Annotated in this window: 25 protein-coding genes; 18 read left to right on the top strand and 7 right to left on the bottom strand. The window is 69.8% G+C overall.

Going from position 1 to position 24,229, the window contains the following annotated elements:
- The first annotated feature begins 3 nt into the window (after positions 1–3).
- Together EL338_RS15500 and mnmA are read left to right on the top strand one after the other, a co-directional pair.
- Positions 4–1,197 (top strand): cysteine desulfurase family protein, encoded by a 1,194-nt coding sequence (locus tag EL338_RS15500; RefSeq protein WP_126334557.1) that lies wholly within the window; start codon positions 4–6, stop codon positions 1,195–1,197.
- Entirely contained in the window at positions 1,197–2,276 is a 1,080-nt protein-coding gene (mnmA, locus tag EL338_RS15495) for a tRNA 2-thiouridine(34) synthase MnmA (RefSeq protein WP_126334556.1), read from the top strand. Before EL338_RS15500 ends, mnmA begins: the two co-directional genes overlap by 1 nt.
- Here the strand turns inward: mnmA and EL338_RS15490 are convergent.
- Entirely contained in the window at positions 2,260–3,318 is a 1,059-nt protein-coding gene (locus EL338_RS15490) for a zinc-dependent dehydrogenase (RefSeq protein ID WP_126334555.1), read from the bottom strand. The genes mnmA and EL338_RS15490 overlap by 17 nt on opposite strands.
- A gap of 300 nt (positions 3,319–3,618) precedes the next feature.
- Between EL338_RS15490 and EL338_RS15485 the strand changes: the two genes are divergently transcribed.
- Both EL338_RS15485 and EL338_RS15480 read left to right on the top strand, forming a co-directional pair.
- Positions 3,619–5,523, top strand: coding sequence for a PTS mannitol transporter subunit IICBA (locus tag EL338_RS15485; RefSeq protein ID WP_235666532.1), 1,905 nt, complete (start codon positions 3,619–3,621; stop codon positions 5,521–5,523).
- A 12-nt stretch (positions 5,524–5,535) separates the two neighbouring features.
- The gene (locus EL338_RS15480) at positions 5,536–6,294 is read left to right on the top strand and encodes a DeoR/GlpR family DNA-binding transcription regulator (RefSeq protein ID WP_126334553.1); all 759 of its coding nucleotides are present in this window, start codon (positions 5,536–5,538) and stop codon (positions 6,292–6,294) included.
- A 6-nt stretch (positions 6,295–6,300) separates the two neighbouring features.
- On the opposite strand, the gene EL338_RS15475 is transcribed toward EL338_RS15480, so the two are convergent.
- The gene (locus tag EL338_RS15475; RefSeq protein ID WP_235666158.1) at positions 6,301–6,936 is read right to left on the bottom strand and encodes a sensor domain-containing protein; all 636 of its coding nucleotides are present in this window, start codon (positions 6,934–6,936) and stop codon (positions 6,301–6,303) included.
- 37 nt (positions 6,937–6,973) lie between these two features.
- Here EL338_RS15475 and EL338_RS15470 point away from each other — a divergent pair, with 37 nt between their 5' ends.
- The 4 genes from EL338_RS15470 to EL338_RS15455 all read left to right on the top strand — a co-directional run bounded on the left by EL338_RS15470 (position 6,974) and on the right by EL338_RS15455 (position 9,303).
- Positions 6,974–7,984 carry a uroporphyrinogen decarboxylase/cobalamine-independent methonine synthase family protein gene (locus EL338_RS15470; RefSeq protein WP_126334551.1) on the top strand — a complete coding sequence of 337 codons (1,011 nt, stop codon included), beginning with the start codon at positions 6,974–6,976 and terminating at the stop codon, positions 7,982–7,984.
- 76 nt (positions 7,985–8,060) lie between these two features.
- Positions 8,061–8,543, top strand: a complete 483-nt coding sequence (locus EL338_RS15465; RefSeq protein WP_126334550.1) for an SRPBCC family protein — start codon at positions 8,061–8,063, stop codon at positions 8,541–8,543.
- A complete protein-coding gene (locus EL338_RS15460; RefSeq protein WP_126336894.1) occupies positions 8,540–8,872 on the top strand; it encodes an ArsR/SmtB family transcription factor in 333 nt (110 codons plus the stop codon). The genes EL338_RS15465 and EL338_RS15460 overlap by 4 nt, the downstream gene beginning before the upstream one ends.
- Positions 8,873–8,904: 32 nt before the next feature.
- Entirely contained in the window at positions 8,905–9,303 is a 399-nt protein-coding gene (locus EL338_RS15455) for a RidA family protein (protein ID WP_126334549.1), read from the top strand.
- Here the strand turns inward: EL338_RS15455 and EL338_RS15450 are convergent.
- A complete protein-coding gene (locus tag EL338_RS15450; protein WP_126334548.1) occupies positions 9,266–9,697 on the bottom strand; it encodes an MmcQ/YjbR family DNA-binding protein in 432 nt (143 codons plus the stop codon). The two genes, EL338_RS15455 and EL338_RS15450, sit on opposite strands and share 38 nt — an antisense overlap.
- Positions 9,698–9,752: 55 nt before the next feature.
- Between EL338_RS15450 and ligA the strand changes: the two genes are divergently transcribed.
- Together ligA and EL338_RS15440 are read left to right on the top strand one after the other, a co-directional pair.
- Complete coding sequence (gene ligA / locus EL338_RS15445) at positions 9,753–11,864, top strand: NAD-dependent DNA ligase LigA (RefSeq protein WP_372939229.1); 2,112 nt, start codon at positions 9,753–9,755, stop codon at positions 11,862–11,864.
- A gap of 18 nt (positions 11,865–11,882) precedes the next feature.
- Positions 11,883–12,704, top strand: a complete 822-nt coding sequence (locus EL338_RS15440; protein WP_126334546.1) for a mycofactocin-coupled SDR family oxidoreductase — start codon at positions 11,883–11,885, stop codon at positions 12,702–12,704.
- A 19-nt stretch (positions 12,705–12,723) separates the two neighbouring features.
- Here the strand turns inward: EL338_RS15440 and EL338_RS15435 are convergent, their stop codons facing one another.
- On the bottom strand, positions 12,724–13,389 hold the full coding sequence (locus EL338_RS15435; RefSeq protein ID WP_163792187.1) for an ACT domain-containing protein: 666 nt from the start codon (positions 13,387–13,389) through the stop codon (positions 12,724–12,726).
- Between the two features lie 32 nt (positions 13,390–13,421).
- Here EL338_RS15435 and gatC point away from each other — a divergent pair, with 32 nt between their 5' ends.
- From gatC to EL338_RS15420, 3 genes are read left to right on the top strand one after another with little or no spacing between them, the layout of a single operon-like run.
- The gene (gatC, locus tag EL338_RS15430) at positions 13,422–13,721 is read left to right on the top strand and encodes an Asp-tRNA(Asn)/Glu-tRNA(Gln) amidotransferase subunit GatC (RefSeq protein ID WP_126334544.1); all 300 of its coding nucleotides are present in this window, start codon (positions 13,422–13,424) and stop codon (positions 13,719–13,721) included.
- On the top strand, positions 13,718–15,208 hold the full coding sequence (gene gatA, locus EL338_RS15425; protein WP_126334543.1) for an Asp-tRNA(Asn)/Glu-tRNA(Gln) amidotransferase subunit GatA: 1,491 nt from the start codon (positions 13,718–13,720) through the stop codon (positions 15,206–15,208). The genes gatC and gatA overlap by 4 nt, the downstream gene beginning before the upstream one ends.
- Positions 15,209–15,226: 18 nt before the next feature.
- Complete coding sequence (locus EL338_RS15420) at positions 15,227–16,258, top strand: ATP-dependent 6-phosphofructokinase (RefSeq protein WP_126334542.1); 1,032 nt, start codon at positions 15,227–15,229, stop codon at positions 16,256–16,258.
- Here EL338_RS15420 and EL338_RS15415 read toward each other — a convergent pair whose 3' ends face one another.
- Entirely contained in the window at positions 16,259–16,957 is a 699-nt protein-coding gene (locus tag EL338_RS15415) for an NAD(P)-dependent oxidoreductase (protein ID WP_126334541.1), read from the bottom strand.
- Between the two features lie 76 nt (positions 16,958–17,033).
- Here EL338_RS15415 and EL338_RS15410 point away from each other — a divergent pair, with 76 nt between their 5' ends.
- Both EL338_RS15410 and gatB read left to right on the top strand, forming a co-directional pair.
- Entirely contained in the window at positions 17,034–17,513 is a 480-nt protein-coding gene (locus EL338_RS15410) for a MarR family winged helix-turn-helix transcriptional regulator (RefSeq protein ID WP_126334540.1), read from the top strand.
- A 17-nt stretch (positions 17,514–17,530) separates the two neighbouring features.
- A complete protein-coding gene (gene gatB, locus EL338_RS15405; RefSeq protein WP_126334539.1) occupies positions 17,531–19,054 on the top strand; it encodes an Asp-tRNA(Asn)/Glu-tRNA(Gln) amidotransferase subunit GatB in 1,524 nt (507 codons plus the stop codon).
- Here gatB and EL338_RS15400 read toward each other — a convergent pair whose 3' ends face one another.
- Positions 19,055–20,185, bottom strand: coding sequence for a PQQ-dependent sugar dehydrogenase (locus EL338_RS15400; RefSeq protein WP_126334538.1), 1,131 nt, complete (start codon positions 20,183–20,185; stop codon positions 19,055–19,057).
- A 137-nt stretch (positions 20,186–20,322) separates the two neighbouring features.
- Between EL338_RS15400 and EL338_RS15395 the strand changes: the two genes are divergently transcribed.
- Positions 20,323–21,156 (top strand): DoxX family protein, encoded by an 834-nt coding sequence (locus tag EL338_RS15395; RefSeq protein WP_126334537.1) that lies wholly within the window; start codon positions 20,323–20,325, stop codon positions 21,154–21,156.
- Between the two features lie 10 nt (positions 21,157–21,166).
- Here the strand turns inward: EL338_RS15395 and EL338_RS15390 are convergent, their stop codons facing one another.
- Positions 21,167–21,550 carry a PH domain-containing protein gene (locus tag EL338_RS15390; RefSeq protein ID WP_126334536.1) on the bottom strand — a complete coding sequence of 128 codons (384 nt, stop codon included), beginning with the start codon at positions 21,548–21,550 and terminating at the stop codon, positions 21,167–21,169.
- Positions 21,551–21,835: 285 nt separating this feature from the next.
- On the opposite strand from EL338_RS15390, the gene EL338_RS15385 reads away from it, so the two are divergent.
- Positions 21,836–23,674, top strand: a complete 1,839-nt coding sequence (locus EL338_RS15385; RefSeq protein ID WP_126334535.1) for an acetolactate synthase large subunit — start codon at positions 21,836–21,838, stop codon at positions 23,672–23,674.
- Positions 23,674–24,189, top strand: coding sequence for an acetolactate synthase small subunit (ilvN, locus tag EL338_RS15380; RefSeq protein WP_126334534.1), 516 nt, complete (start codon positions 23,674–23,676; stop codon positions 24,187–24,189). Before EL338_RS15385 ends, ilvN begins: the two co-directional genes overlap by 1 nt.
- The last annotated feature ends 40 nt before the right edge of the window (positions 24,190–24,229 follow it).

Here is a 24,229-nt window from a genome sequence, read left to right as displayed (position 1 = left end):
GTCATGAGCCCCGCCACTTCGGTGTATCTCGACCACGCCGCCACCACCCCGATGCACGCTGCTGCCATCGAGGCGATGACGGCGGTGCTGGCCACGGTCGGGAACGCCTCCTCGTTGCACACCGCCGGCCGCGCCGCCCGCCGCCGGATGGAGGAGTCCCGCGAGAGCATCGCCGCCGCGCTGGGCGCCCGCCCCTCCGAGGTGATCTTCACCGCGGGCGGCACCGAGAGCGACAACCTGGCCATCAAGGGCATCTACTGGGCCCGGCGGGACGCCGAGGAACGCCGGCGCCGCATCGTCACCACCGGCGTCGAACACCACGCGGTGCTCGACGCGGTCAGCTGGCTCGGCGAACACGAGGGCGCCGCGATCACCTTCGTACCCACCGACGCCGACGGCGCGGTGTCGCCGGCGGCTCTGCGCGCCGTGCTCGAGGAGCACGACGACGTCGCACTGGTGTCGATCATGTGGGCCAACAACGAGGTCGGCACCGTCATGGCCGTCGACGAGTTGGCTGCGGTGGCCGCCGAGTTCGACGTCCCGATGCACACCGACGCGGTGCAGGCCGTCGGGCATCTGCCGGTCAGCTTCGCCGACAGCGGCTGCGCGGCGTTGAGCGTGACGGCCCACAAGTTCGGCGGTCCGACCGGCGTGGGCGCCCTGCTGCTGCGCCGCGACACCGCGTGCGTGCCGCTGTCGCACGGCGGCGGTCAGGAGCGCGATGTCCGTTCGGGCACACCGGACGTGGCGGGCGCGGTGGCCATGGCCACCGCGCTGCAGATCGCGGTCGAGGGCCGCGAGGCCAACAGCACCCGGCTGCGCGAACTGCGCGACCGGTTGATCGCCGGCGTGCTCGACGAGATCGACGACGTGGTGGTCAACGGCTCGCGCACGCACCGCCTGCCGGGCAACGCGCACTTCACCTTCCGCGGGTGCGAGGGCGACTCGCTGCTGATGCTGTTGGACGCCAACGGGATCGAGTGCTCCACCGGTTCGGCCTGCACGGCCGGGGTGGCCCAGCCCTCGCACGTGCTGCTCGCGATGGGCGCCGACCCGGCGGCCGCGCGCGGATCCATCCGGCTCTCGTTGGGACACACCAGCGTCGAGGCCGACATCGAGGCGGCGCTGCGGGTGTTGCCGGCGGCGGTACAGCGGGCCCGCCAGGCGGCCCTGGCCAGCGCCGGGGTGCCGCGCTGATGAAGGTGTTGGCGGCCATGAGCGGCGGGGTGGATTCCTCGGTCGCCGCCGCGCGGATGGTCGACGCCGGACACGACGTGGTCGGTGTGCACCTGGCGCTGTCCTCGGCGCCGGGCACGCTGCGCACCGGTTCGCGCGGATGCTGTTCGAAGGAGGACGCGGCCGACGCGCGCCGGGTGGCCGACGTGCTCGGGATCCCGTTCTACGTCTGGGATTTCGCGGACCGCTTCAAGGAAGACGTGATCGACGACTTCGTCGAGTCCTACGCGCGCGGCGAGACCCCGAACCCGTGCGTGCGGTGCAACGAGCGGATCAAGTTCTCCGCGTTGGCCGCCCGGGCGCTGGCGCTCGGTTTCGATGCGGTGGCCACCGGCCACTACGCCCGGTTGGCGCAGGGCCGGCTGCGGCGCGCGGTCGACAAGGACAAGGATCAGTCCTATGTGCTGGCGGTGCTCACCGCCGAGCAGTTGCGGCACGCGGCGTTCCCGGTGGGGGACACCGCCAAGCCCGAGATCCGCGCCGAGGCGCAGCGCCGCGGACTGTCGGTCGCGCAGAAGGCCGAGAGCCACGACATCTGCTTCATCCCGACCGGGGACACCCGCGCGTTCCTCGGCGCCCGGATCGGCGTGCGCCCCGGTGCCGTGGTGGACGGCGGCGGTACCGTGCTCGCCGAACACGACGGGGTGCACGGGTTCACGATCGGGCAGCGCAAGGGCCTCGGCATCGCCGGCCCGGGTCCCGACGGCGCGCCGCGCTACGTCACCGAGATCGACGCCGAGTCCGGCACCGTGCGGGTCGGCTCGGCCGACGACCTCGACGTCGTCGAATTACGGGGCGAGCGACCGGTTTTCACCTCCGGGCAGCCGCTGCGAGGACCCCTCGAATGCGAGGTACAGGTGCGCGCGCACGGCGGGCTGGCCCCCGGTGTCGTCGAGGTGGTCGACGGCGAACTGCGGATGCGCCTGCACACCCCGCTGCGCGGGGTGGCGCGCGGTCAGACGATGGTGCTCTACCGCCCCGACGCGGACGGCGACGAGGTGCTGGCCAGCGCCACCATCGGGGCTACGGCTCGACCGTGACCTTGATGGCCTCGCCGTTCTTCACGATCTGAAACGCATCGAGCACCTGCGCGAGCGGTACGTGCCGGGTGATCAGGTCCTTGACCGGCACCTGCCCGGTCGAGATGTACTCCAGGGCGCGCTTGTTGTGCTCCGGGGCCGACCCGTTGGCGCCGTGGATGTGCAACTGCCGGTAGTGCACGACGTTGGAATCGCAGGTGATCGTCGGGTTGTTCTTGGGCAGGCCGCCGAAGAACGAGATGCGCCCGTTGCGGGCGGCCATCGCGATGGCCTGCTCCTGGGCGATGTTGGCCGCGGTGGCAGTGATGACGACGTCGGCGCCGCGCCCGCCGGTCAGTTCCATGACGCGCTCGACGACGTCGACCTTGGAGCCGTCGATGATCTCCTCGGGTGCGACCGCGTCGGCCGACATCTGCAGCCGGGCCTCGTTGACGTCGACGAGATAGACCGGGCCGCAGCGGTGCACGCCGCGGGCGATGCGGATGTGCATACAGCCGATCGGGCCGGCGCCGAAGACCACCACCGTGTCGCCCTCCTCGATGCCGAGCAGGTCCTGGGCGTTGATCGCGCAGGCGAACGGCTCGGCCGCCGACGCCTCGTCATAGCCGACGTTGTCCGGGATCCGGTTGAGCCCATCGACTTTGAGCACCTGCTTGGGCACGATCATGTACTCGGCGAAGCCGCCGTCGTACTGATATCCCATCGAGGTCTGGTTCTGGCACACCGCCATCCAGCCCTTGCGGCACTCGTAGCACTCACCGCACGGCACCGCGGCGATCACCTGGGTCCGGTCGCCCACCTGCCAGTTCGAGCCGTAGGTGGCGTTCACATTCGCGCCGACCTCGACGATCTCACCGGCGATCTCGTGGCCGATGGTGCGCGGCGGGGAGAGGTTCTGGTGGCCGTTGTAGAAGATCTTGACGTCGGTGCCGCACGTCGAACAGTTGCGCACCCGCAGCTTGATCTCGTCGGGACCGCAGGTCGGTTCGGGAACGTCCTCGAGGCGGACATCCTCGGGTGCGTAGAAGCGCAGGGCCTGCATGGTGGTGTCCTTCCGGCGTCGGATCTGGGTGTGTACATCGGGGTGTGCACGAGGTGTGACCTGACAGCACTGTAGCGACCTTATCGGCAATCCGGGCACAAAACCACCAAAATGTTCGCCCGGATATGCCCGAATGCTTGCCGATGTGCCCGTTTGTGGGGTTTACTGCTAGTCAGGTGATGTGACTGGCATCACTGTCGCGCCGAGACCGGAGGTCCTGAGTTGTCCACCATTGAAGCGTCGTCACCGCGGACCGGGCTGCGGGTCCGGGTCCAGAAACTCGGCACCGCGCTGTCGAACATGGTCATGCCCAACATCGGCGCGTTCATCGCCTGGGGCCTGATCACCGCGCTGTTCATCGAGACCGGCTGGCTCGCCGGGATTTTCGAGGCGCTGCGCGACCCCGACGGCTGGGTGGCCAAGATCGGCGGCTGGGGAGCCTACGAGGGCGCCGGTGTCGTCGGCCCGATGATCACCTATCTGCTGCCGCTGCTGATCGGCGCCACCGGCGGCCGGATGGTCTACGGCGTGCGCGGCGGGGTGGTCGGCGCGATCGCCACCATCGGCGTCGTCGCCGGGGCCGACGTGCCGATGTTCATGGGCGCGATGATCATGGGCCCGCTCGGCGGCTGGGCGATGAAGAAGGCCGACGAACTCTGGGAGGGCAAGATCCGGCCCGGCTTCGAGATGCTCGTCGACAACTTCTCGGCGGGCATCCTGGGTATGTTCCTGGCGATCTTCGGCTTCTTCGGAATCGGGCCCATCGTCTCGTCGTTCACCCGGGCGGCCGGCAGCGCGGTGGACTTCCTGGTGGAGAACGACCTGTTGCCGCTGACCTCGGTCTTCATCGAACCCGCCAAGGTGCTGTTCCTCAACAACGCGATCAACCACGGCGTGCTGACCCCGCTGGGCTCCACCCAGGCGTTGGAGACCGGCAAGTCGATCCTGTTCCTGCTGGAGACCAACCCCGGACCCGGCCTGGGAATCCTGCTGGCCTACATGGTGTTCGGCCGCGGCATGGCCCGGGCCTCGGCGCCCGGCGCGGCGATCATTCAGTTCTTCGGCGGCATCCACGAGATCTACTTCCCGTACGTGCTGATGAAGCCCAAGCTGATCGCCGCGGCCATCCTCGGCGGCATGGCCGGCGTGTTCATCAACGTGCTGTTCAACTCCGGCCTGCGCGCGCCGGCGGCGCCCGGTTCGATCATCGCCATCTACGCGCAGACCGCCACCGGCAGCTTCCTGGGGGTCACCCTGGCGGTGCTGGGGGCCACCGCGGTCTCCTTCGCGGTGGCGGGGCTGCTGCTCAAGACCGACCGGGCGACCGAGGAGCCCGACCTCGCCGCGGCGACGGCCGAGATGGAGTCCATGAAGGGTAAGAAGTCCAGCGTGGCCGCCCAACTGGTGGACGGTCCTCCGCGCGGTCCGATAACCAGCATCGTGTTCGCCTGCGACGCGGGCATGGGCTCCTCGGCGATGGGGGCCTCCGTGCTGCGCAAGAAGGTGCAGCAGGCCGGCCATCGCGAGGTCAAGGTCACCAACCAGTCCATCGCCAACCTCACCGACAGCTACGGCCTGGTGGTCACCCATCGCGATCTGACCGACCGGGCGCGTCTGAAAACGCCGTCGGCCGTGCATGTTTCGGTGGACGACTTCATGGCCAGCCCACGCTACGACGAGATCGTGGAACTGCTGGGTCGCGACGGCGCGCCCGATGCCCCTGAGTCAGGCCAGGCGCCCGAGACCCCGGCCGTCGAGGAGGATGCGGCCCCGGCGGGCGAGGAGGTGCTGCGGCTGGAGTCGATCGTGTTGGCCGGCGCGGCGCGCACCAGCGCCGACGCCATCAGCGAGGCCGGCCGGCTGCTGGTGGACGCGGGTGCCGTCGAGGCGTCCTACGTCGACGCGATGCACGAACGCGAGACCTCGGTGTCGACCTACATGGGCAACGGCCTGGCGATCCCGCACGGCACCAACGAGGCCAAGGACTCGATCCGGCGCACCGGGATGTCGTTCGTGCGCTACGCCGAGCCCATCGACTGGAATGGCAAGCCCGCCGAATTCGTGGTGGGCATCGCCGGCGCGGGCAAGGACCACATGGCGCTGCTGACGCAGATCGCGCAGGTGTTCCTCAAGCCCGACGAGGTGGCGCGGTTGCGCGCGGCGACCACGCCCGAAGAGGTGCGGGCAGTGCTGTCCGGCCACTAGGCGGGACCGACGGTGGATTCCGAGAGCAGGCAGGCCCGCATCGTCGAGTTCGCCCGGACCAGGGGGCGGGTCGAGGTCGGGCCCCTGGCCGACGAACTCGGTGTCGCCAGCGAGACCATCCGCCGCGACCTGAAGGTGTTGGCCGGGCGCAAGTTGCTCAAGCGGGTGCACGGCGGGGCGATCGCGCTGGAGACCGCCGGATTCGAATCCGGGGTCGAATATCGCAGCCGGGTCGACCTCGCGCAGAAGCACCGCATCGCCAATGCGGCCGCGGGGCTGCTGCACGGCGCCGAAACGGTCTATCTCGACGAGGGTTTCAGCCCGCGGCTGATCGCCGAACGCCTGGCCGAGTCCCCGCTCACGGTGGTCACCGCATCGCTGTTGGCGGCCGAGGCCCTGGCCGACAGCACCAGCGTCACGGTGTTGCTGCTCGGCGGGCGGATGCGCGGCCGGACGTTGGCGACCGTCGACCATTGGGCCGTCAGCCGGCTGCAGACCCTGGTCATCGACGTGGCTTATCTCGGTACCAACGGGATCTCGATCGAGCACGGCGCCACCACCCCGGACCCGGCGGTGGCCGCGGTCAAGCAGACCGCCCTGAGCGTGGCGCGGCGCAGCGTCCTCGTCGCGGCGGCTTCGAAATTCGACGTGGCGCACTTCTGCCGGTTCGCCGGCGTCGCCGACTTCGAGACGATCGTCACCGGAACGGAGTTGTCCGCGGCGGCCGCGCAGCGCTACGAGGCCCTGGGGCCGAACGTGATCCGGGTCTGACGCGGCCTACTCGGGGATGCCGCCGAGCAGGTTCGCCAGCACGATCTCGGGGACGGTTTCGCCGAACGCGCAGAACGTCACCTCGGCGACCACCACCGCCTTGAGCCGGTAGTCGCGGCCGCACTCACCCGAGCGGGTCTGCAGGGCGGACCCGTCGGCGCTCACCTCGCCGAGGTAGGTCTGGCCGAATCGGGTCTGCGCGCAGTCGGTGGCGGCCCGTGTCAAGGTGTCGAACACCGTCCGCGCGGCTGGCTTGTCGACGTACACGGCGGCGGCCTGGGAGATCAGCCCGGCGTCCGGCGGGCTCTGGTAGCTGATCTTGTGGAAGTCGTCGATGCTGGTGCCGAACGTCGCGGTCTCGGCGAACAGGAACCGGCACGGCGGCGGGGTCTGCTCGGCCAGCGGTTCGATGTCGACGGGATAGGCGGTGTCCATCGAGGGGATCACCGACAGGTCGGTGCCCGCCCCGGTGATGGCCCGCATGGTGTTCAGGTCGAGCAGCACCGCGTGGGCGTCGATCAGCGGCGGTGCCCACAGTTCTGCGCCGGCGGGGGAGCGGGCGAGCCCGTCGACGGTCGTGGTGCACGCCGGTAGGGCCAGCGCGGCGAGACACCAGCACAGCAGCCGTACGACGAGGCCCACGTCCTGAACTCTAGCGGCGATCCCATACGGTTGACCGGTGAGCATCTTCGCGACCGCAACCGGGGTCGGCTCCTGGCCGGGGACCGCTGCGCGGCCCGCCGCCGAAATCGTTGTGGGCGAATTGCATTCGATGTCGCACCTGGTCGAGCTGCCGGCCCGGGGCGTCGGTGCCGATCTGATCGGCCGGGCCGGGGCGCAGCTGGTCGACATCGCCATCGACACGGTGCCCCGCGGGTACCGCGTGGTCGCGCGGCGCGGGGCGGTCGCGCGGCGGGCCACGAGCCTGCTCGGAGAGGACATGGACGCCCTCGAGGAGGCCTGGGAGCTGGCCGGATTGCGTGGGTCGGGGCGCCCGGTGAAGGTGCAGGCACCCGGGCCCATCACGCTGGCCGCCGAACTCGAACTGGGCAACGGGCACCGCGCCATCACCGACACCGGCGCGGTGCGGGATCTGGCGGCCTCGCTGGCCGAGGGCGTGGCCGCCCACCGCGCCGAACTGGGCCGGCGTCTCGACACCGAGGTGGTGGTGCAGTTCGACGAGCCGACACTGCCCGCCGCGCTGGCCGGGCGGCTCAGTGGCGTCACCAGTCTGAACCCGGTGCACCCGGTGGACGAGTCGCTCGCGGTCGAACTGCTCGACGCCGTTGCCGACCGGGTCGGGGCCGAGGTCATGCTGCACTGCTGCGCCGCCGACGTTGCGTGGAACGTAGTGCGCCGCAGCACGATCGGCGCGGTCGCGGTGGACATTACTGTGCTCGAGGCCGCGGACCTGGATCAGCTGGGGGAGTTCCTCGAGTCCGGCCGCACCGTGCTGCTGGGGGCGGTCCCCGCGCTCGAACCGGCGCGGCGGCCGTCGGTCGAACAGGTCGCCGGTGCCGTCGCCGCGGTCACCGACCGGTTGGGCTTTCCTCGCGCGGTGCTGACCGAGCGCATCGGAGTGACGCCGGCCTGCGGCCTGGCCGGTGCGACGCCCGAATGGGCCCGGCGGGCCGTGGAACTGTGCCAGAAGGTGGCCGACGGCCTGGCGTCCGATCCCGACGCCATCTGAGCAATGGGCAACCAGAAGGTTGCGCATAATCTCTTCCAGTCGTAACCTCTCAATAGGAAACTAGGAGGTTGCATATATGTCCACCGATCGCATCGAGAAGAGCGCCGTCCTGCGCGCGCCGCTGGACCGGGTCTGGCGCGCCATCAGCGACGCCGAACAGTTCGGCACCTGGTTCGGCATGCGCGTCGACGGCCGGTTCGTCCCCGGTGCCTCGATCGTCTGCGCGATGACCGGGACCGCCGTCGACGAGGAGATCGCCGCGGCCCAACGGGCCCACGAGGAAGAGTCGTTCGTTCTGCAGATTGTCGCCGTGGAACCGCGGCGCCGGTTCAGTTTCCGATGGAATCCCCTGCCCGGAGCGGAATTTGCCGATCTGACCACGCTCGTCGAGTTCACGCTGTCCGAGACCGACGACGGAGTCCTGCTGGAGATCGTCGAATCCGGATTCGACGCGCTGCCCGCCGCCCGGCGCGGCGCCGCGTTCACGGACAACTCGCAGGGCTGGGCCGAGCAACTGACCCTGATCGGTCGCTACGTCACGGCGCCGCAGTGGGCTTGACCGCACCCGAGGCCGCGGCCGCGCCGGTCTTCGACGCCCTCGGCGACCCGAACCGGTTGCGCATCATCGACCGGCTCTGCGCGGACGGGCCCTGTTCGACCTCGACGCTGACCCAAGCGATCCCGGCGACCCGGCAGGCGGCGACCAAGCACCTGACGGTGCTGGAATCGGCCGGTCTGGTGCACAGCGAAAAACGCGGCCGGGAACGGATCTGGACCATGCGGCCGGAATCGTTGACGGCGGCCGGCGATTATCTCGAAGCCCTGTCGCGGCGCTGGGATCAACGGATCGAACGGTTGCGCACCTTCGTCGAGGACGTGTCGGAGTAGCCTGCGACGAACCGAGCCCCGTGGAGGTTGTCATGCCCGAAGCGATCATGCCCACCGACCTGCCCGCCGACCCGGCCGTCAACAACACGTACTCGTACGGCGTGCGGGCCGGCGACACCCTGCACATCGCCGGCATGGTGTCCTTCGCGGCCGACGGCGCGATCGTCGGGGAGGGCGACATCGAGGCCCAGGCCGAGCAGGCGATGAAGAACATGAAGGCCGTCGTGGAGGCGGCCGGAGGGTCGATGGACGACATCGTGCGGACAACGACCTACCTCGTCGATGTCGCTGACGCGCCGATCGCCTCGGCGGCCCGTGCCAGGTACTTCACCGGCCCCGTCAAGCCGACGCACACCGTCGTCGGCGTCGCAGCGCTGGGCCGCCCGGCGTTCCTCATCGAGATCGAGGCGACGGCTTACCTGGGCGACTAATCCGCGTGTCGAGTTCCTTGATGTGCTTCTTGGCGGCGGTCAGGCGGAAGGACGCGTCCACCAGTTCGGTGACCTCGTCCCAATCCACCTTCGCGGCGGCCAGGTTGAGCCCCAGCCAGCCGAAGGGCCCCAGGTACATCGGGAAGAAGAACCGAGGGTCCTGCTCGAGGGCGGGCCGCTCGGCCTCGTCGACCTTGACCAGCACCGAGTGCGGGAACGAGACCATCTCGCCGGTCGTCTTGCAGGTGCCGCCGTACATGGCGAACATCTTCGGGGCGTGGAACACCGGGCGACCGTGCGAGACCTTCTCGGCCGCGCCGGGAAAATCCAGCGCGATGCGCCGCAATTCGGCCAGGCCCGGGTCGTCGTCGTCGAACATGATCGGATGGGGCACGCCCGAAGCATATGTGCGTGGGTTCGGTGTCGGCCGACTTGGTTAACCTGCCATGGTGAGCCCCGCTGACCCCGACCTCGGAGATGCCGTCGAAGCAGATCCGCAGGAAGCCGATCTGCGCCGCGAGTGGCAGGACCTCGCCGACGAGGTCCGTGACCACCAGTTCCGCTACTACATCCGGGACGCGCCGATCATCTCCGACGGGGAGTTCGACGCGCTGCTGGGCCGGCTCAACGCGCTCGAGGAACAGCATCCGGAGCTGCGCACCCCGGATTCACCCACCCAGCTGGTCGGCGGCGCGGGTTTCGCTACCGAGTTCGCCCCCGCCGAGCATCTCGAACGGATGCTGAGCCTGGACAACGTCTTCAACACCGACGAGCTGGCGGCCTGGACCTCGCGGCTGCGCGCCGAGATCGGCGAGAATCAGAACTTCCTGTGCGAGCTGAAGATCGACGGGGTCGCGCTGTCGCTGGTGTACCGCGACGGCCGGCTCGAGCGCGGCGCCACCCGCGGCGACGGCCGCACCGGTGAGGACGTCACGCTCAATGCCCGCACCATCGAGGGCATCCCGCTGCGGCTGACCGGCAGCGACGAGTACCCGGTGCCGGCGGTGCTCGAGGTGCGCGGCGAGGTGTTCTTCCGCGTCGCGGACTTCGAGGCGCTCAACGCCAGCCTGGTCGCCGAGGGCAAGCCGCCGTTCGCCAACCCGCGCAACAGCGCGGCGGGCTCGCTACGGCAGAAGAATCCCGCCGTCACCGCGCGGCGCCGGCTGCGGATGATCTGCCACGGCCTCGGCCACGTCGAGGGCTTCACCCCGACCTCGTTGCACGACGCGTACCTGGCGCTCAAGAGCTGGGGGTTGCCGGTCTCCGAGCACACCGCCCGGGTGCAGGGCCTGGCCGCGGTCGAGGAGCGGATCGCCTACTGGGGCGAACACCGCCACGACGTCGAGCACGAGATCGACGGTGTGGTGGTCAAGGTCGACGACGTCTCGCTGCAGCGCCGGCTTGGCTCCACCTCCCGCGCGCCGCGCTGGGCCACGGCCTACAAGTACCCGCCCGAGGAGGCCACCACCAAGCTCCTCGACATCCGGGTCAACGTCGGGCGCACCGGGCGCGTCACCCCGTTCGCGTACATGGAGCCGGTCAAGGTGGCCGGTTCGACGGTGGGGCTGGCCACGCTGCACAACGCCTCGGAGGTCAAGCGCAAGGGCGTGCTGATCGGCGACACGGTGGTGATCCGCAAGGCCGGCGACGTCATCCCCGAGGTGCTCGGCCCCGTCGTCGATGTCCGCGACGGCTCGGAGCGCGAATTCGTCATGCCGACAACGTGTCCCGAGTGTGGCAGCCCGCTGGCGCCGGCCAAGGAGGGCGACGCCGACATCCGCTGTCCGAACTCGCGTAGCTGCCCCGCGCAGCTGCGGGAGCGGCTGTTCCACATGGCCGGCCGCGGCGCGTTCGACATCGAGGGGCTGGGCTACGAGGCGGCCACCGCGCTGCTGCAGGCCGGGGTCATCGCCGACGAGGGCGAGCTGTTCACCCTGACCGCCGAGGATCTGCTGCGCACCGAGCTGTTCACCACGCAGAAGGGTGAGCTGTCGAAGAACGGTGAGCGGCTGCTGGGCAACCTCGATCAGGCCAAGGCCCAACCGTTGTGGCGGGTGCTGGTGGCGCTGTCGATCCGGCACGTCGGGCCGACGGCGGCCCGCGCGCTGGCGGGCGAGTTCGGCAGCCTCGAGGCCATCGAGGCGGCCTCGGAGGAACAGCTGGCCGCGGTCGAGGGCGTGGGGCCCACCATCGCGGCCGCGGTCGTCGAGTGGTTCACCGTCGACTGGCACCGCGCGATCGTCGAGAAGTGGCGCGCCGCCGGCGTCCGGATGGCCGACGAGCGCGACACCAGCATCGAGCGCACCCTCGAGGGCCTGTCCATCGTCGTGACCGGCTCGCTGGCCGGCTTCTCCCGCGATCAGGCCAAGGAGGCGATCCTGGTGCGAGGCGGCAAGGCGGCCGGCTCGGTGTCGAAGAAGACCGCCTACGTGGTCGCCGGCGACGCGCCCGGTTCCAAGTACGACAAGGCCGTGGAACTCGGCGTACCCATCCTCGACGAGGACGGGTTCCGTCGACTTCTCGAAGAGGGCCCGGACAGCAGCCCGGGCTCGGACGACTGACGAAAACGAAAGCGGGACATGGCAGAACTGGAGAACTGCGTCGCGGTCATCACCGGTGCGGGACGCGGGCAGGGCAGGAGCGAGGCGGTTGCGCTGGCGGCCGAGGGTGCGGACATCATCGCAATCGACCGTTGCGCCGACGTCGAACACATCCCGTACCCGATGGCCACCAAGGAGGATCTCGCCGAGACCGCCGACCTGGTCCGGGCCGCCGGGCGCCGCGTCGTCTCCGTGGTCGCCGACGTGCGCAACCTCGCGGACCTGCGGGCCGGGGTGCAGAGCGGAATCGATGAACTCGGCGAGATCGACATCGTCGTCGCCAACGCCGGCGTCGTCGCGATGGGCCTGCCGGACCCGGACGACGAGGAGCTCTACCGCACCATCGTGGACACCAACCTCAACGGTGTGTGGCATACCATCGCGGCCACCGCGCCGTCGATCATCCGCAAGGGCCGCGGCGGTTCGATCATCCTGACCAGCTCCATGCAGGGGCTGATCGGCCGCGGCGGCGACGGCAGCGCCGCGATGTTCGCCTACGCCGCCTCCAAGCACGGGGTCGTGGGACTGATGCGCTCGGCGGCCAATGCCTATGCGCAGCACAATATTCGGGTGAACTCGGTGCATCCCACGGGGGTGGCCACCCCGATGATCATGAACGAGCACATGGCCAACGTGTTCGCCGGCAGCGCGCCGTCGGCGGCGATGGCCGGCAACCTGCTGCCGGTGCCGTTCGTCGAGGCGCAGGATGTGGCCGACGCCGTGGTGTGGCTGGCCGGCCCGAAGTCGCGGTACATCACCGGCACGGCGCTGCCGGTCGACGCCGGCAACGCGGTGATGTGACGGGCGGGCCGAGCAGGATTCAGCCCAGGATGGTCGCGACGATGCCGGCCAGGTAGCCCAGCCGGGCGACCTCCGAGGGCCGGAAGTCGGGACCGCCGGGCCGGCCCAGCAGCACCGCGGTGTGCGGGTCGCCCAGCGGGGCCGCCGCCAAGGTGGTGTCCATGTCGCGCCACAACTGCGGCGCCCAGTCGGCGGTCCCGTCGAGGGCCTGGGCGGCCGCCAGCGGCAGCCATGGCGCCGAATCCGGCTGCGTCTCGGGCGCACTCGCGCTGCCGGCGACGCGCTGCAGGCCGGCCCCGGCGGAGCGGACCACCGTGCACCAGCCCACCCGCAGCACCCGCGGCGCCTCGTCGACGAGTACCTGCAGCCGTGCCGCGCGGTCCCCGGCGGCGGCGACGTGGTCGATCAGTTCGAGTTCGCGGTGCGCCTCCAGCAGCCCGGTGTGCGGCCGGATCGATTCCACCCGGATGCCGTCGAGCGCCTCGGCGGCCGTGATGAGCGTGTCCGGCATGGCGCCGGCGGGCAGGTCGACCACCAGGTCGTCGATCGCGTAGCCCGACGTCCGCTCGACCACGTCCAGCGAGAGGATGTCGGCGCCCGCGGAGCCCAACGCCACCGCCAGGGAACCGAGGCTGCCCGGCCGGTCGTCGAGCCGGACTCGCAGTAGATAGGAAGGCACGCGCATACTTTTTCACAGCCCGACTAGGCTTGACGCTCGTGTCCCAGATCTCCCGAGATGATGTCGCCCACTTGGCGCGGCTGGCCCGGCTGGCCCTGACCGATGACGAGCTGGACGGCTTCTCCGGCCAACTCGGCGCCATCCTCGATCACGTCAGCCAGATCCAGGCCGTCGACTGCACCGGCGTCGAGGCCACCGACAACCCGCTCAAGGACGTCAACGTCACCCGCCCGGACGCGGTGGCGCCCAGCCTGACCCAGGAGCAGGCCCTGGCCGCCGCCCCGCGGGCCGCCGACGGCCGCTTCGAGGTTCCGCAGATCCTAGGGGAGAGCCAGTGAGCAACGCCGACCTGATCCGGCTGTCCGCCGCCGAACTCGCCGCCAAGATTGCGGCCAAGGAAGTGTCGTCCACCGAGGCCACCCAGGCTTGCCTGGACCAGATCGACCGCACCGACGGCCAGTACAACGCCTTCCTGCACGTGGCCGCCGAGCAGGCGCTGGCCACCGCCGCCGCGGTCGACAAGCAGGCGAGCGCCGGCGAGCAGCTGCCGTCCGCGCTGGCCGGGGTGCCGCTGGCGCTCAAGGACGTGTTCACCACCACCGACATGCCCACCACCTGCGGATCGAAGATCCTCGAGGGCTGGAACTCGCCGTACGACGCGACGGTGACCGAGCGGCTGCGCGCCGCGGGCATCCCGATCCTGGGCAAGACCAACATGGACGAGTTCGCGATGGGTTCGTCCACCGAGAACTCGGCCTACGGCCCGACCCGCAACCCCTGGGACACCGACCGGGTGCCCGGCGGTTCCGGCGGCGGCAGCGCGGCCGCGCTGGCGGCGTTCCAGGCGCCGCTGGCCATCGGCTCGGACACCGGCGGCTCGATCCGCCAGCCCGCGGCGCTGACCGCCACCGTCGGGGTGAAGCCGACGTATGGCACCGTCAGCCGCTACGGCCTGATCGCCTGCGCCTCGTCACTGGACCAGGGCGGCCCGTGCGCGCGCACGGTGCTCGACACCGCGCTGCTGCACGAGGTGATCGCCGGGCACGACCCGCGCGATTCGACGTCGGTGGACGCCGCGGTGCCCGACGTGGTGGCCGCCGCCCGGGCCGGCGCCGGCGGGGACCTCAAGGGCGTCCGGGTGGGCGTGGTGTCCCAGCTGCACCGCGGCGAGGGCTACCACCCGGGCGTGCTCTCGTCGTTCAACGCCGCGGTCGACCAGTTGCGCGAACTCGGTGCCGAGGTCAGCGAGGTCGACTGCCCGCACATCGACTACTCGATGGCGGCCTACTACCTGATCCTGCCGTCGGAGGTGTCCAGCAACCTGGCCCGCTTCGACGCGATGCGCTACGGCCTGCGGGTCGGGGACGACGGCACGCGCAGCGCCGAGGAGGTCATGGCGCTCACGCGCGCCGCCGGGTTTGGCCCGGAAGTCAAGCGCCGCATCATGATCGGCACCTACGCGCTGTCGGCGGGCTACTACGACGCCTACTACAACCAGGCGCAGAAGGTGCGGACGCTGATCGCCCGCGATCTCGACGAGGCCTACAAGTCCGTGGAAGTGCTGGTGTCGCCGGCCACCCCGACCACCGCGTTCCGGCTCGGTGAGAAGGTCGACGACCCGCTGGCGATGTACCTGTTCGACCTGTGCACGCTGCCGCTGAACCTGGCCGGGCACTGCGGCATGTCGGTGCCCTCGGGCCTGTCGCCGGACGACAATCTGCCCGTCGGGCTGCAGATCATGGCGCCGGCGCTGGCTGACGATCGACTGTACCGGGTGGGCGCGGCCTACGAGGCCGCCAGGGGATCGCTGCCGACCGCGCTCTGAGCGGGTTAGATGGAGCCCATGCGGATCGGAGTGCTCACCGGAGGCGGCGACTGTCCAGGGCTCAACGCGGTCATCAGGGCGGTGGTGCGCACCTGCGACGCCCGGTACGGCTCCACGGTGGTCGGCTTCCAGGACGGCTGGCGCGGCCTGCTGGAGGATCGCCGCGTGCAACTGGTCAACGACGACCGTAACGACCGGCTGCTGGCCAAGGGCGGCACCATGCTGGGCACCGCGCGGGTCAACCCCGAGAAGCTGCGCGCGGGACTCGACCAGATCAAGCAGACCCTCGACGACAACGGGATCGACGTGCTGATCCCGATCGGTGGCGAGGGCACACTGACTGCCGCCAACTGGTTGTCCGAGGAGGGCGTCCCGGTGGTCGGGGTGCCCAAGACCATCGACAACGACATCGATTGCACCGACGTGACATTCGGCCACGACACGGCGCTGATGATCGCCACCGATGCCATCGACCGGCTGCACAGCACGGCCGAGTCGCACCAGCGGGTCATGCTGGTCGAGGTGATGGGCCGCCACGCCGGCTGGATCGCCCTGAACTCGGGACTGGCCTCGGGTGCGCACATGATCCTGATCCCCGAGCAGCCCTTCGACGTCGAAGAGGTGTGCCGGCTGATCAAGGCGCGCTTCGTGCGGGGCGATTCCCACTTCATCTGTGTGGTGGCCGAGGGCGCCAAGCCCGCCGAGGGCACCATGGCGCTGCGCCAGGGCGGGACCGACGAGTTCGGCCACGAGCGGTTCACCGGCGTTGCCCAGCAGCTGGGCCTCGAGGTCGAGAAACGCATCAAGAAGGAAGTCCGGGTCACGGTGCTCGGCCACGTGCAGCGCGGCGGCAAGCCCACCGCGTACGACCGCGTGCTGGCGACCCGGTTCGGCGTGAATGCCGCCGACGCCGCGCACGCCGGCGAGTACGGGATGATGGTGTCGCTGCGCGGCGAGAACATCGGGCGCGTGCCGTTGGCCGAGGCCACCGCGCACCTGAAGCTGGTGCCGCAGAGCCGCTACGACGATGCGGCCGCGTTCTTCGGTTGATCACGCATTCTTGAACGCCTCCCGTTTCACCGTCTGCCACATGGTCGGGGCGTGCTCGACGGTGGAGACGGTGACGGTGGCGCGGGGGCCGGGGGCGGCCGCCAGCGTCAGCAGATAGTGCGCCAGATCGGTGCGTGAGGTAAATGCGCCCTCCGGATCTACCTGTCCCGCAACGTAATCGGTGACAAACGGTAGCTCGAAGAGTCCGGATGGCCGCACGATGGTCCAGTCCAGGCCGCTGACGCGCACGATGTCCTCCATGCGGCGCTGATCGTCGTAGGTGCTCTTGCCGGCGGTGCGTTTGAGCACCGGTTCGAGAAACCGCAGCAGGACCGGCGCGTTGGTGCGGCCGGGGTAGTGGTCGACGGCGGTGGAACTCACCACCACAAGGCGTCGCACGCCGGTGCGGTGCATCGCCGCGACGATGTTCGCCGCGCCGGTCGAGTACGTGTCGATCCGATGCCGGCTGAACGGCACGCCCAGCGTCGAGAGCACGGCGTCGGCGCCGGCCACCGCGTCGTCCAGGGCGTGCGTCGTGGTCTGACGGACGTCGGCGTCGACGACCGTCAGCGCGGGATCGGTGAGCGGGAAGTCGTCGGGTCTGCGGGTGACCGCCACAGCGGTGTGCCCGCCGTCGAGCGCCTGCCGGGTGAGCAGCCTGCCGGTGGGCCCGTTGGCCCCGAAGATCGTGATGCGCATGAGCGGTCCTCCAATTGATCCATACATGTGATTATCACGTTAGGTGATAATCTTGCGCGGTGCTAGTGTCGTTCCGGTGACCGAGCCTTCACCCGGAATCGCAGGCCTGCACCAGCGGATCCCGTTCCTGCTCTCCCAGCTGGGCGTTCACATCGCCGACGACTTCGTCGTGCGGCTGGAGCCCTTCGGTGTGGGCCCACGCACCTTCGCGGTGTTGACCGCCCTGTCCGCCGATGACGGGCAGTCGCAACGCCAGCTCGCGACCCTGCTGGGGATTCACCGCAACGCCATGGTCGCGGTGGTCGACAAGCTCGAGAGCCAGGGGCTGGTGAAGCGAACACCGCACGCGCAGGATCGGCGCGCGTTCGCGATCAGGTTGACCGACAAGGCCCGCGAGTTGCTGCCCGCGCTCGACGCGCAGGGGCGCCTGCAGGAGGAAACGATCACCGCGATGCTGACCGGGCAGGAGCGCGACGCGCTGCGGCACCTCCTCCAGCGGGTGTCGACGGGACTCGGCATGAGTCCCGGAGTGCACCCGAGGCTGGCCGAGCGCTGACAACTAAGATCGCGGCCATGACTGCTGCGCGGACTCCCACGGCCGAAGCCGAGTTGCTCGACTACGACGATGTGCTGGCTCGCTTCGACCCCGTGATGGGCATGGAGGTGCACGTCGAACTCTCGACGGCCACCAAGATGTTCTGCGGCTGCGCCAACCGGTTCGGCGCCGAACCCAACACGCTGGTGTGCCCGGTGTGCCTCGGCCTGCCGGGGGCGCTGCCGGTGCTCAACCAGTCGGCGGTCGAATCGGCGATCCGTATCGGGTTGGCGCTGAACTGTCAGATCGCGCCGTGGGGTCGGTTCGCCCGGAAGAACTACTTCTATCCGGACCAGCCGAAGAACTACCAGATCTCCCAGTACGACGAGCCGATCGCGATCAACGGTTACCTCGACGTGCCGCTGGACGACGGGACCACCTGGCGCATCGAGATCGAACGCGCCCACATGGAGGAGGACACCGGCAAGCTGACCCACCTGGGCAGCGACACCGGCCGCATCGCCGGGGCGACCACCTCGCTGGCGGACTTCAACCGCGCCGGCGTCCCCCTGATCGAGATCGTCACCAAGCCCATCGAGGGCACCGGTGAGCGCGCGCCCGAGATCGCCCGCGCGTATGTGACCGCGCTGCGCGACCTGCTGCGCTCGCTCGGCGTCTCCGACGTCCGGATGGACCAGGGCTCGATGCGCTGCGACTCCAACGTGTCGTTGAAGCCCAAGGGCGCCAAGGAATTCGGCACCCGCACCGAGACCAAGAACGTCAACTCGCTCAAGAGTGTCGAGGTCGCGGTGCGTTACGAGATGCGCCGGCAGGCGGCGGTCCTCGAGGCCGGCGGCACCGTCACCCAGGAGACCCGGCACTTCCACGAGGACGGCTACACCTCGTCGGGACGCACCAAGGAGACCGCCGAGGACTACCGATACTTCCCGGAACCCGATCTGGAACCCGTCGCGCCCAGCGAGGAGCTCATCGAGCGGCTGCGCGGCACCATCGGCGAGCTGCCGTGGTTGGCGCGCAAGCGGATCCAGGAGGACTGGGGCATCTCCGACGAGGTGATGCGTGACCTGGTCAACGCCGGTGCCGTCGAGTTGGTGACGGCGACCGTGGCGGCCGGCGCGCCCAGCGAGGCCGCCCGCGCCTGGTGGGGCAACTTCCTGGTGCAGAAGGCCAACGAGGCCGGCGTGGAACTCGACGCCCTGGCCATCACCCCCGAGCAGGTCGCGGCGGTGGTCAAGCTGGTCGAGGACGGCAAGCTGTCCAACAAGCTGGCCCGGCAGGTGATCGAGGGCGTGCTGGCCGGCGAGGGCGAGCCCGAGGCCGTGATGACGGCCCGCGGGCTGGCGCTGGTCCGCGACGACGGGTTGATCCAGGCCGCGGTGGACGAGGCGCTGGCCGCCAATCCCGATGTCGTCGAGAAGATCAAGGGCGGCAAGGTGCAGGCCGCCGGCGCCATCGTCGGCGCGGTGATGAAGGCCACCAAGGGCCAGGCCGACGCCGCGCGGGTGCGCGAACTGGTGATGGCCGCCTGCGGCCAGGGCTGATCAGGTGATGTCGGCCTCGTTGCGCGGGAAGCCGCCCTCGGGGAACAGCGGGAACACCACGTCGTCGAGCTTGTCGGGGTCCCCGACGCTCCGGTTGACCGTCGCGCCCCACACGTTGCCGTCGGGCGAGAGCCGCACCGCCCAGGCGTGACCGTGCTGACCGTCGCGGACCACCTCGGGATCCCCGGTGACCGCGCCGGTGTCGGGGGCCAACCGGACCGCGACGGTTTGCTTGGTGTCGACCAGGTTCACCAGCACGGTGCCGTCCAGCGCCGCGCAGCCGGCCACGCCGGGCTTGTCGGGCCAGGTCCACACCGTGGAGGTCTTGGAGTCCTTGGTGATGCGCTGCAGCCGATCGGCGGTGGGGGTGCGGTCGGTGATGTAGAGCGAGCCGTCGGCCGGATCGGTGCACAGCCCGCCCGCGCCGCCGAGCCCCGACAGGGCCGTGGTCAGCGGGGCCTGCCCGACCGTCGTCGGCTGTTCGATGCGCAGCAGCTTGCCGGCCAGCGAGCCCGGGTCGGCGGCCGCGCCGGGATCGCCGGCGTCGCCGGTCTGCACCACCAGCGTGGTGGGGCTGGTGAAGATCAACGCCCCGGCATTGTTGGTGGGGCCCTTCGGAATTCCGGTGAGCAGATCCTTGGGGACGTCGCCGTCGGCGATACGCACCACCCGGTTGTCGGTGGGAGTGCTGATGTAGGCGTACATCAACCGGTCCTGGGCGTAGGTCGGCGACTTGACGATGTCCAACAGCCCGCCGTCACCGGAACCGTCGACCGGGATGGTGGCCATCACCTTGGGTTCGGCGGCGATCGCGACTTCCTTGATGGCCCCGGTGGTGCGCTCGGCGACCAGGGCCGTCTTGCCGTCCGGACCCATGATCAGCCCGCTGGTGCTCTCCAGGCAGCCCTGCATCACCCCGGTGGCGGGGCAGGCCTTCGGGAACGGCTTGCCCGGCAGCGGGGGCGGGGGCGGGGTGGTCGACGTGGTCGGCGGCTTGCGCTCCGGTTCGGTGGTGAACGGCTGCGACATCGCATCGTCGAAGCGCGCGCACCCGGTGCCCGCCGCCGCGACCAGGAACAGCACCGCACACGTTGTGGTCAGCGCGCGCGGCACCCGACGGCGGATCTGCATGCAGCCAGGTTACGGATCGCCCCGCGGTGCCCGCCACGGCGTCCGGGCGGCGCGGTTACATCACCATCCGATATAGGTGGGCAAAAGCGGGCCGCAAATACCAGGATCTGGGATGGGTTGCACTTACCCTGGCAGGCGTGACGAGTCCATCGCATGATCCAAGCTGGCAACGGCCGGGCGATTCGTCGTCGTCCGGGACCGGTTCCTCGCGGCCCAGCACGGCCAGCCTGGTCGACCCCGAGGACGACATGCCGTCGGACGGCTACGGCGGAGATTTCGAGACCACCGCAATCCCACAGTACGGATCGACGCCGTCGACGACGGGATACGGGCTGCTCAACGATCCGGAGCCGCTGCCGTACGTGGCGCCGCACGATGACCGCCCGCCGACGGTCGGACCCGCGGCCATCGAACCGGAGGACTACGACGCGGTGCGCCGCGCGGGCCGCCGCGGCACCCAGGACCTGGGTCTGCTGCTGTTGCGTGCCGGTTTCGGTGCGCTGCTGATCGTGCATGGCCTGCAGAAGGCATTCGGCTGGTGGGGCGGATCGGGCCTGGGCAGCTTCGGTGACGGGCTCGCCGATCTGGGCTACCGACACGCCGAGCTGCTGACCTATGTGGCCGCGGGCACCGAGATCGTCGCCGGACTGCTGCTGGTGCTCGGCCTGTTCACCCCGCTGGCCGCCGCGGCCGCACTGGCCTACCTGATCAACGGGCTGCTGGCCGGGGTTATGAGCCAGCAGGACTCCGGGCGCTTCGAGTTCTTCCTGCCCGAGGGCCACGAGTTCGAATTGACCCTGATCATGGTGGCCGCCGCGATCATCCTCATCGGCCCCGGCCGGTACGGCTTCGACGCGGGCCGCGGCTGGGCGCGTCGGCCGTTCATCGGCTCGTTCGTGGCGCTGTTGCTCGGCGTCGGCGGCGGCATCGCGGTGTGGGTGCTGCTCAACGGCACCAATCCGCTGGGCTGAGCCGGGCGCGTCAGACGTACGGGTTGGGCACCCGTCCGCCGCTGGCCTCGGCCAGCTGCGGCAGCGTGGAGAACGACACCGCCGGCAGCGACAGTTCGGTCCCGTCGGTGAGTTCCGCGCGGGCCCAGGAACCCTTGACGAACTTGAGCCCCTTGACCTTGTCCCAGCCCACCGTGGTGGTCTTCAGCAGCGACCGCGCGGTCACCGTGTCCCGGTTTGCCACCGTCCGCAGCCGGACGATGGCCACCGAGGCCAGCACCGGGATGAGCAGCATGGGCGTCAGCCAGGGCAGCGCGAGGACGGGCAGCAGCATGGTGAACGCCACCAGCGCGACGGCCACGTGGGCCATCGGCGACATCCGGATCACCACTCGAGCTTCGGGTGCGGCAGCCATGCCGCCATCTTGCACCGCGGCTGGGACTGCTGTCCGCGCAGGTCAAACAATTTGACGCGGACCGCCGACGAGGGCTACCGTCGTGGGCTATGACCACCCGCGAGATTCTCGTAGTAGTAAGCCGGCGCGTTGGTGCCGCGTAAGGTCTAGCGAGGCCACGATCAGGCCGAGCCTACGAGCATCGACGCGCAACCCTCGTGCAGCAGCAGCTGACCGGGGGTTTTTTGTTTGCTCAAAGCACCGCCCAACCGACAAGACATCCCAGAACACGAGCAAGGACACATCGTGAGCGCACCCACCACGCGACCACCCGCATCGGTGACCGCAGCCAAGCCCGCGAACGACAACCCCTCCGGGTCGGGCCATCGGGTCCCACCGCAGCAGCTGACCGGCGCCCAGTCGGTGGTGCGTTCGCTGGAGGAGATGGGCGTCGACACCATCTTCGGCATCCCGGGCGGCGCGGTCCTGCCGGTCTACGACCCGCTCTTCGATTCCCAGAAACTGCGCCACGTGCTGGTGCGCCACGAGCAGGGCGCCGGCCACGCGGCCAGCGGTTATGCGCATGCCACCGGCAAGGTCGGCGTCATGATGGCGACCTCCGGGCCAGGTGCGACCAACCTGGTCACGCCGCTGGCCGACGCGCAGATGGACTCCATCCCAGTGGTGGCCATCACCGGGCAGGTCGGTCGCGGCCTGATCGGCACCGACGCCTTCCAGGAGGCGGACATCTCCGGCATCACCATGCCGATCACCAAGCACAACTTCCTGGTGCGCACCGGCGACGACATCCCCCGGGTGATCGCCGAGGCGTTCCACATCGCGAAGTCGGGCCGCCCCGGCGCGGTGCTGGTGGACATCCCGAAGGACGTCCTGCAGGGGCAGTGCACCTTCAGCTGGCCGCCGGAGACCGATCTGCCCGGCTACAAGCCCAACACCAAGCCGCACAGCCGGCAGATCCGGGAGGCCGCCAAGCTGATCGCCGCGGCCCGCAAGCCCGTGCTGTACGTGGGCGGCGGGATCATCCGCGGTGAGGCCAGCGCCGAACTGCTGGAGTTGGCCGAGCTGACCGGCATCCCGGTGGTGACCACGCTGATGGCCCGCGGCGCGTTCCCCGACAGCCATCCGCAGCACCTGGGCATGCCCGGGATGCACGGCACGGTGGCCGCGGTGGCCGGCCTGCAGCGCAGCGACCTGCTGATCGCGCTGGGCACCCGGTTCGACGACCGGGTCACCGGTCAGCTGGACTCGTTCGCGCCGGAAGCCAAGGTGATCCACGCCGACATCGACCCGGCCGAGATCGGCAAGAACCGCCACGCCGACGTGCCGATCGTGGGCGATGCCAAGGCTGTCATCACGGATCTGATCGCGGCGCTGCGTCGCGACGACGTGCCCGGCAACATCAAGATGGATCAGTGGTGGGAGTACCTGGTCGGGGTCCGGTCGACCTACCCGCTGAGCTACGGCCCGCAGAGCGACGGCAGCCTGAGCCCGGAGTACGTCATCGAGAAGCTCGGCGAGATCGCCGGCTCGGATGCGGTGTACGTCGCCGGGGTCGGCCAGCACCAGATGTGGGCCGCGCAGTTCATCTCCTACGAAAAGCCGCGCACCTGGCTGAATTCCGGCGGTCTGGGCACCATGGGCTTCGCCATCCCCGCGGCCATGGGCGCCAAGATGGCCCGGCCCGAGGCCGAGGTCTGGGCCATCGACGGCGACGGCTGCTTCCAGATGACCAACCAGGAACTGGCGACGTGCGCCATCGAGGGTGCGCCCATCAAGGTCGCGCTGATCAACAACGGCAACCTGGGCATGGTGCGGCAGTGGCAGACGCTGTTCTACGGCGAGCGCTACAGCCAGACCGACCTGGCCACGCACAGCCAGCGCATCCCGGACTTCGTCAAGCTGGCCGAGGCGCTGGGTTGCGTCGGATTGCGTTGTGAGCGAGCCGAAGACGTCGAGGACGTCATCAAGGCGGCCCGCGCCATCAACGACCGGCCCGTCGTGATCGACTTCGTCGTCGGCGCCGACGCGCAGGTGTGGCCCATGGTCGCGGCCGGCACCGGCAACGACGAGATCATGGCCGCCCGCGACATCCGCCCGCTGTTCGACAACGAGGATCAGGTCTGATGAGCGCAACTGGAGTGTCCACGCACACGCTGTCGGTGCTCGTCGAGGACAAGCCGGGCGTGCTGGCCCGGGTGTCGTCGCTGTTCTCCCGGCGCGGGTTCAACATCAAGTCGCTGGCGGTCGGCCCGACCGAGCAGAAGAACATGTCGCGGATGACCATCGTCGTCTCGGTCGAGGACTTCCCGCTCGAACAGATCACCAAGCAGCTCAACAAGCTGATCAACGTCATCAAGATCGTCGAGCAGGACGAGGAGCAGTCCGTCTCGCGGGAGCTGGCGCTGATCAAGGTGCGCGCCGATGCCGGCACCCGCAGCCAGGTGATCGAGGCCGTCAACCTGTTCCGGGCCAAGGTCGTTGACGTCTCCACGGAATCGCTGACCATCGAGGCCACCGGTACCCAGGAGAAGATCGGCGCGCTGCTGCGCGTGCTCGAGCCGTACGGTATCCGTGAGATCGTGCAGTCCGGCGTCGTGTCGCTGGCTCGCGGCCCCCGCGGTATCGGCTCGACGAAATAGCACTTCCGTACACCAAAGAATAGATAGGAAAAAGCAGTTG

Source organism: Mycolicibacterium chitae (assembly GCF_900637205.1).
GTDB lineage: Bacteria > Actinomycetota > Actinomycetes > Mycobacteriales > Mycobacteriaceae > Mycobacterium > Mycobacterium chitae.
Note: the sequence above shows the minus strand (reverse complement) of the source record. Positions and strands in the feature narration are given on the sequence as shown.

Bases quoted from the DNA above. Each gene is read 5' to 3' on its own strand.
- EL338_RS15500 (WP_126334557.1), top strand. From the start codon at position 4: ATGAGCCCCGCCACTTCGGTGTATCTCGACCACGCCGCCACCACCCCG.
- EL338_RS15435 (WP_163792187.1), bottom strand. From the start codon at position 13,389: ATGCGCGTGCCTTCCTATCTACTGCGAGTCCGGCTCGACGACCGGCCG.
- EL338_RS15440 (WP_126334546.1), top strand. From the start codon at position 11,883: ATGGCAGAACTGGAGAACTGCGTCGCGGTCATCACCGGTGCGGGACGC.
- gatB (WP_126334539.1), top strand. From the start codon at position 17,531: ATGACTGCTGCGCGGACTCCCACGGCCGAAGCCGAGTTGCTCGACTAC.
- EL338_RS15400 (WP_126334538.1), bottom strand. From the start codon at position 20,185: ATGCAGATCCGCCGTCGGGTGCCGCGCGCGCTGACCACAACGTGTGCG.
- EL338_RS15415 (WP_126334541.1), bottom strand. From the start codon at position 16,957: ATGCGCATCACGATCTTCGGGGCCAACGGGCCCACCGGCAGGCTGCTC.
- EL338_RS15455 (WP_126334549.1), top strand. From the start codon at position 8,905: ATGCCCGAAGCGATCATGCCCACCGACCTGCCCGCCGACCCGGCCGTC.
- mnmA (WP_126334556.1), top strand. From the start codon at position 1,197: ATGAAGGTGTTGGCGGCCATGAGCGGCGGGGTGGATTCCTCGGTCGCC.
- EL338_RS15490 (WP_126334555.1), bottom strand. From the start codon at position 3,318: ATGCAGGCCCTGCGCTTCTACGCACCCGAGGATGTCCGCCTCGAGGAC.
- EL338_RS15485 (WP_235666532.1), top strand. From the start codon at position 3,619: ATGGTCATGCCCAACATCGGCGCGTTCATCGCCTGGGGCCTGATCACC.
- ilvN (WP_126334534.1), top strand. From the start codon at position 23,674: ATGAGCGCAACTGGAGTGTCCACGCACACGCTGTCGGTGCTCGTCGAG.
- EL338_RS15465 (WP_126334550.1), top strand. From the start codon at position 8,061: ATGTCCACCGATCGCATCGAGAAGAGCGCCGTCCTGCGCGCGCCGCTG.
- EL338_RS15390 (WP_126334536.1), bottom strand. From the start codon at position 21,550: ATGGCTGCCGCACCCGAAGCTCGAGTGGTGATCCGGATGTCGCCGATG.
- EL338_RS15420 (WP_126334542.1), top strand. From the start codon at position 15,227: ATGCGGATCGGAGTGCTCACCGGAGGCGGCGACTGTCCAGGGCTCAAC.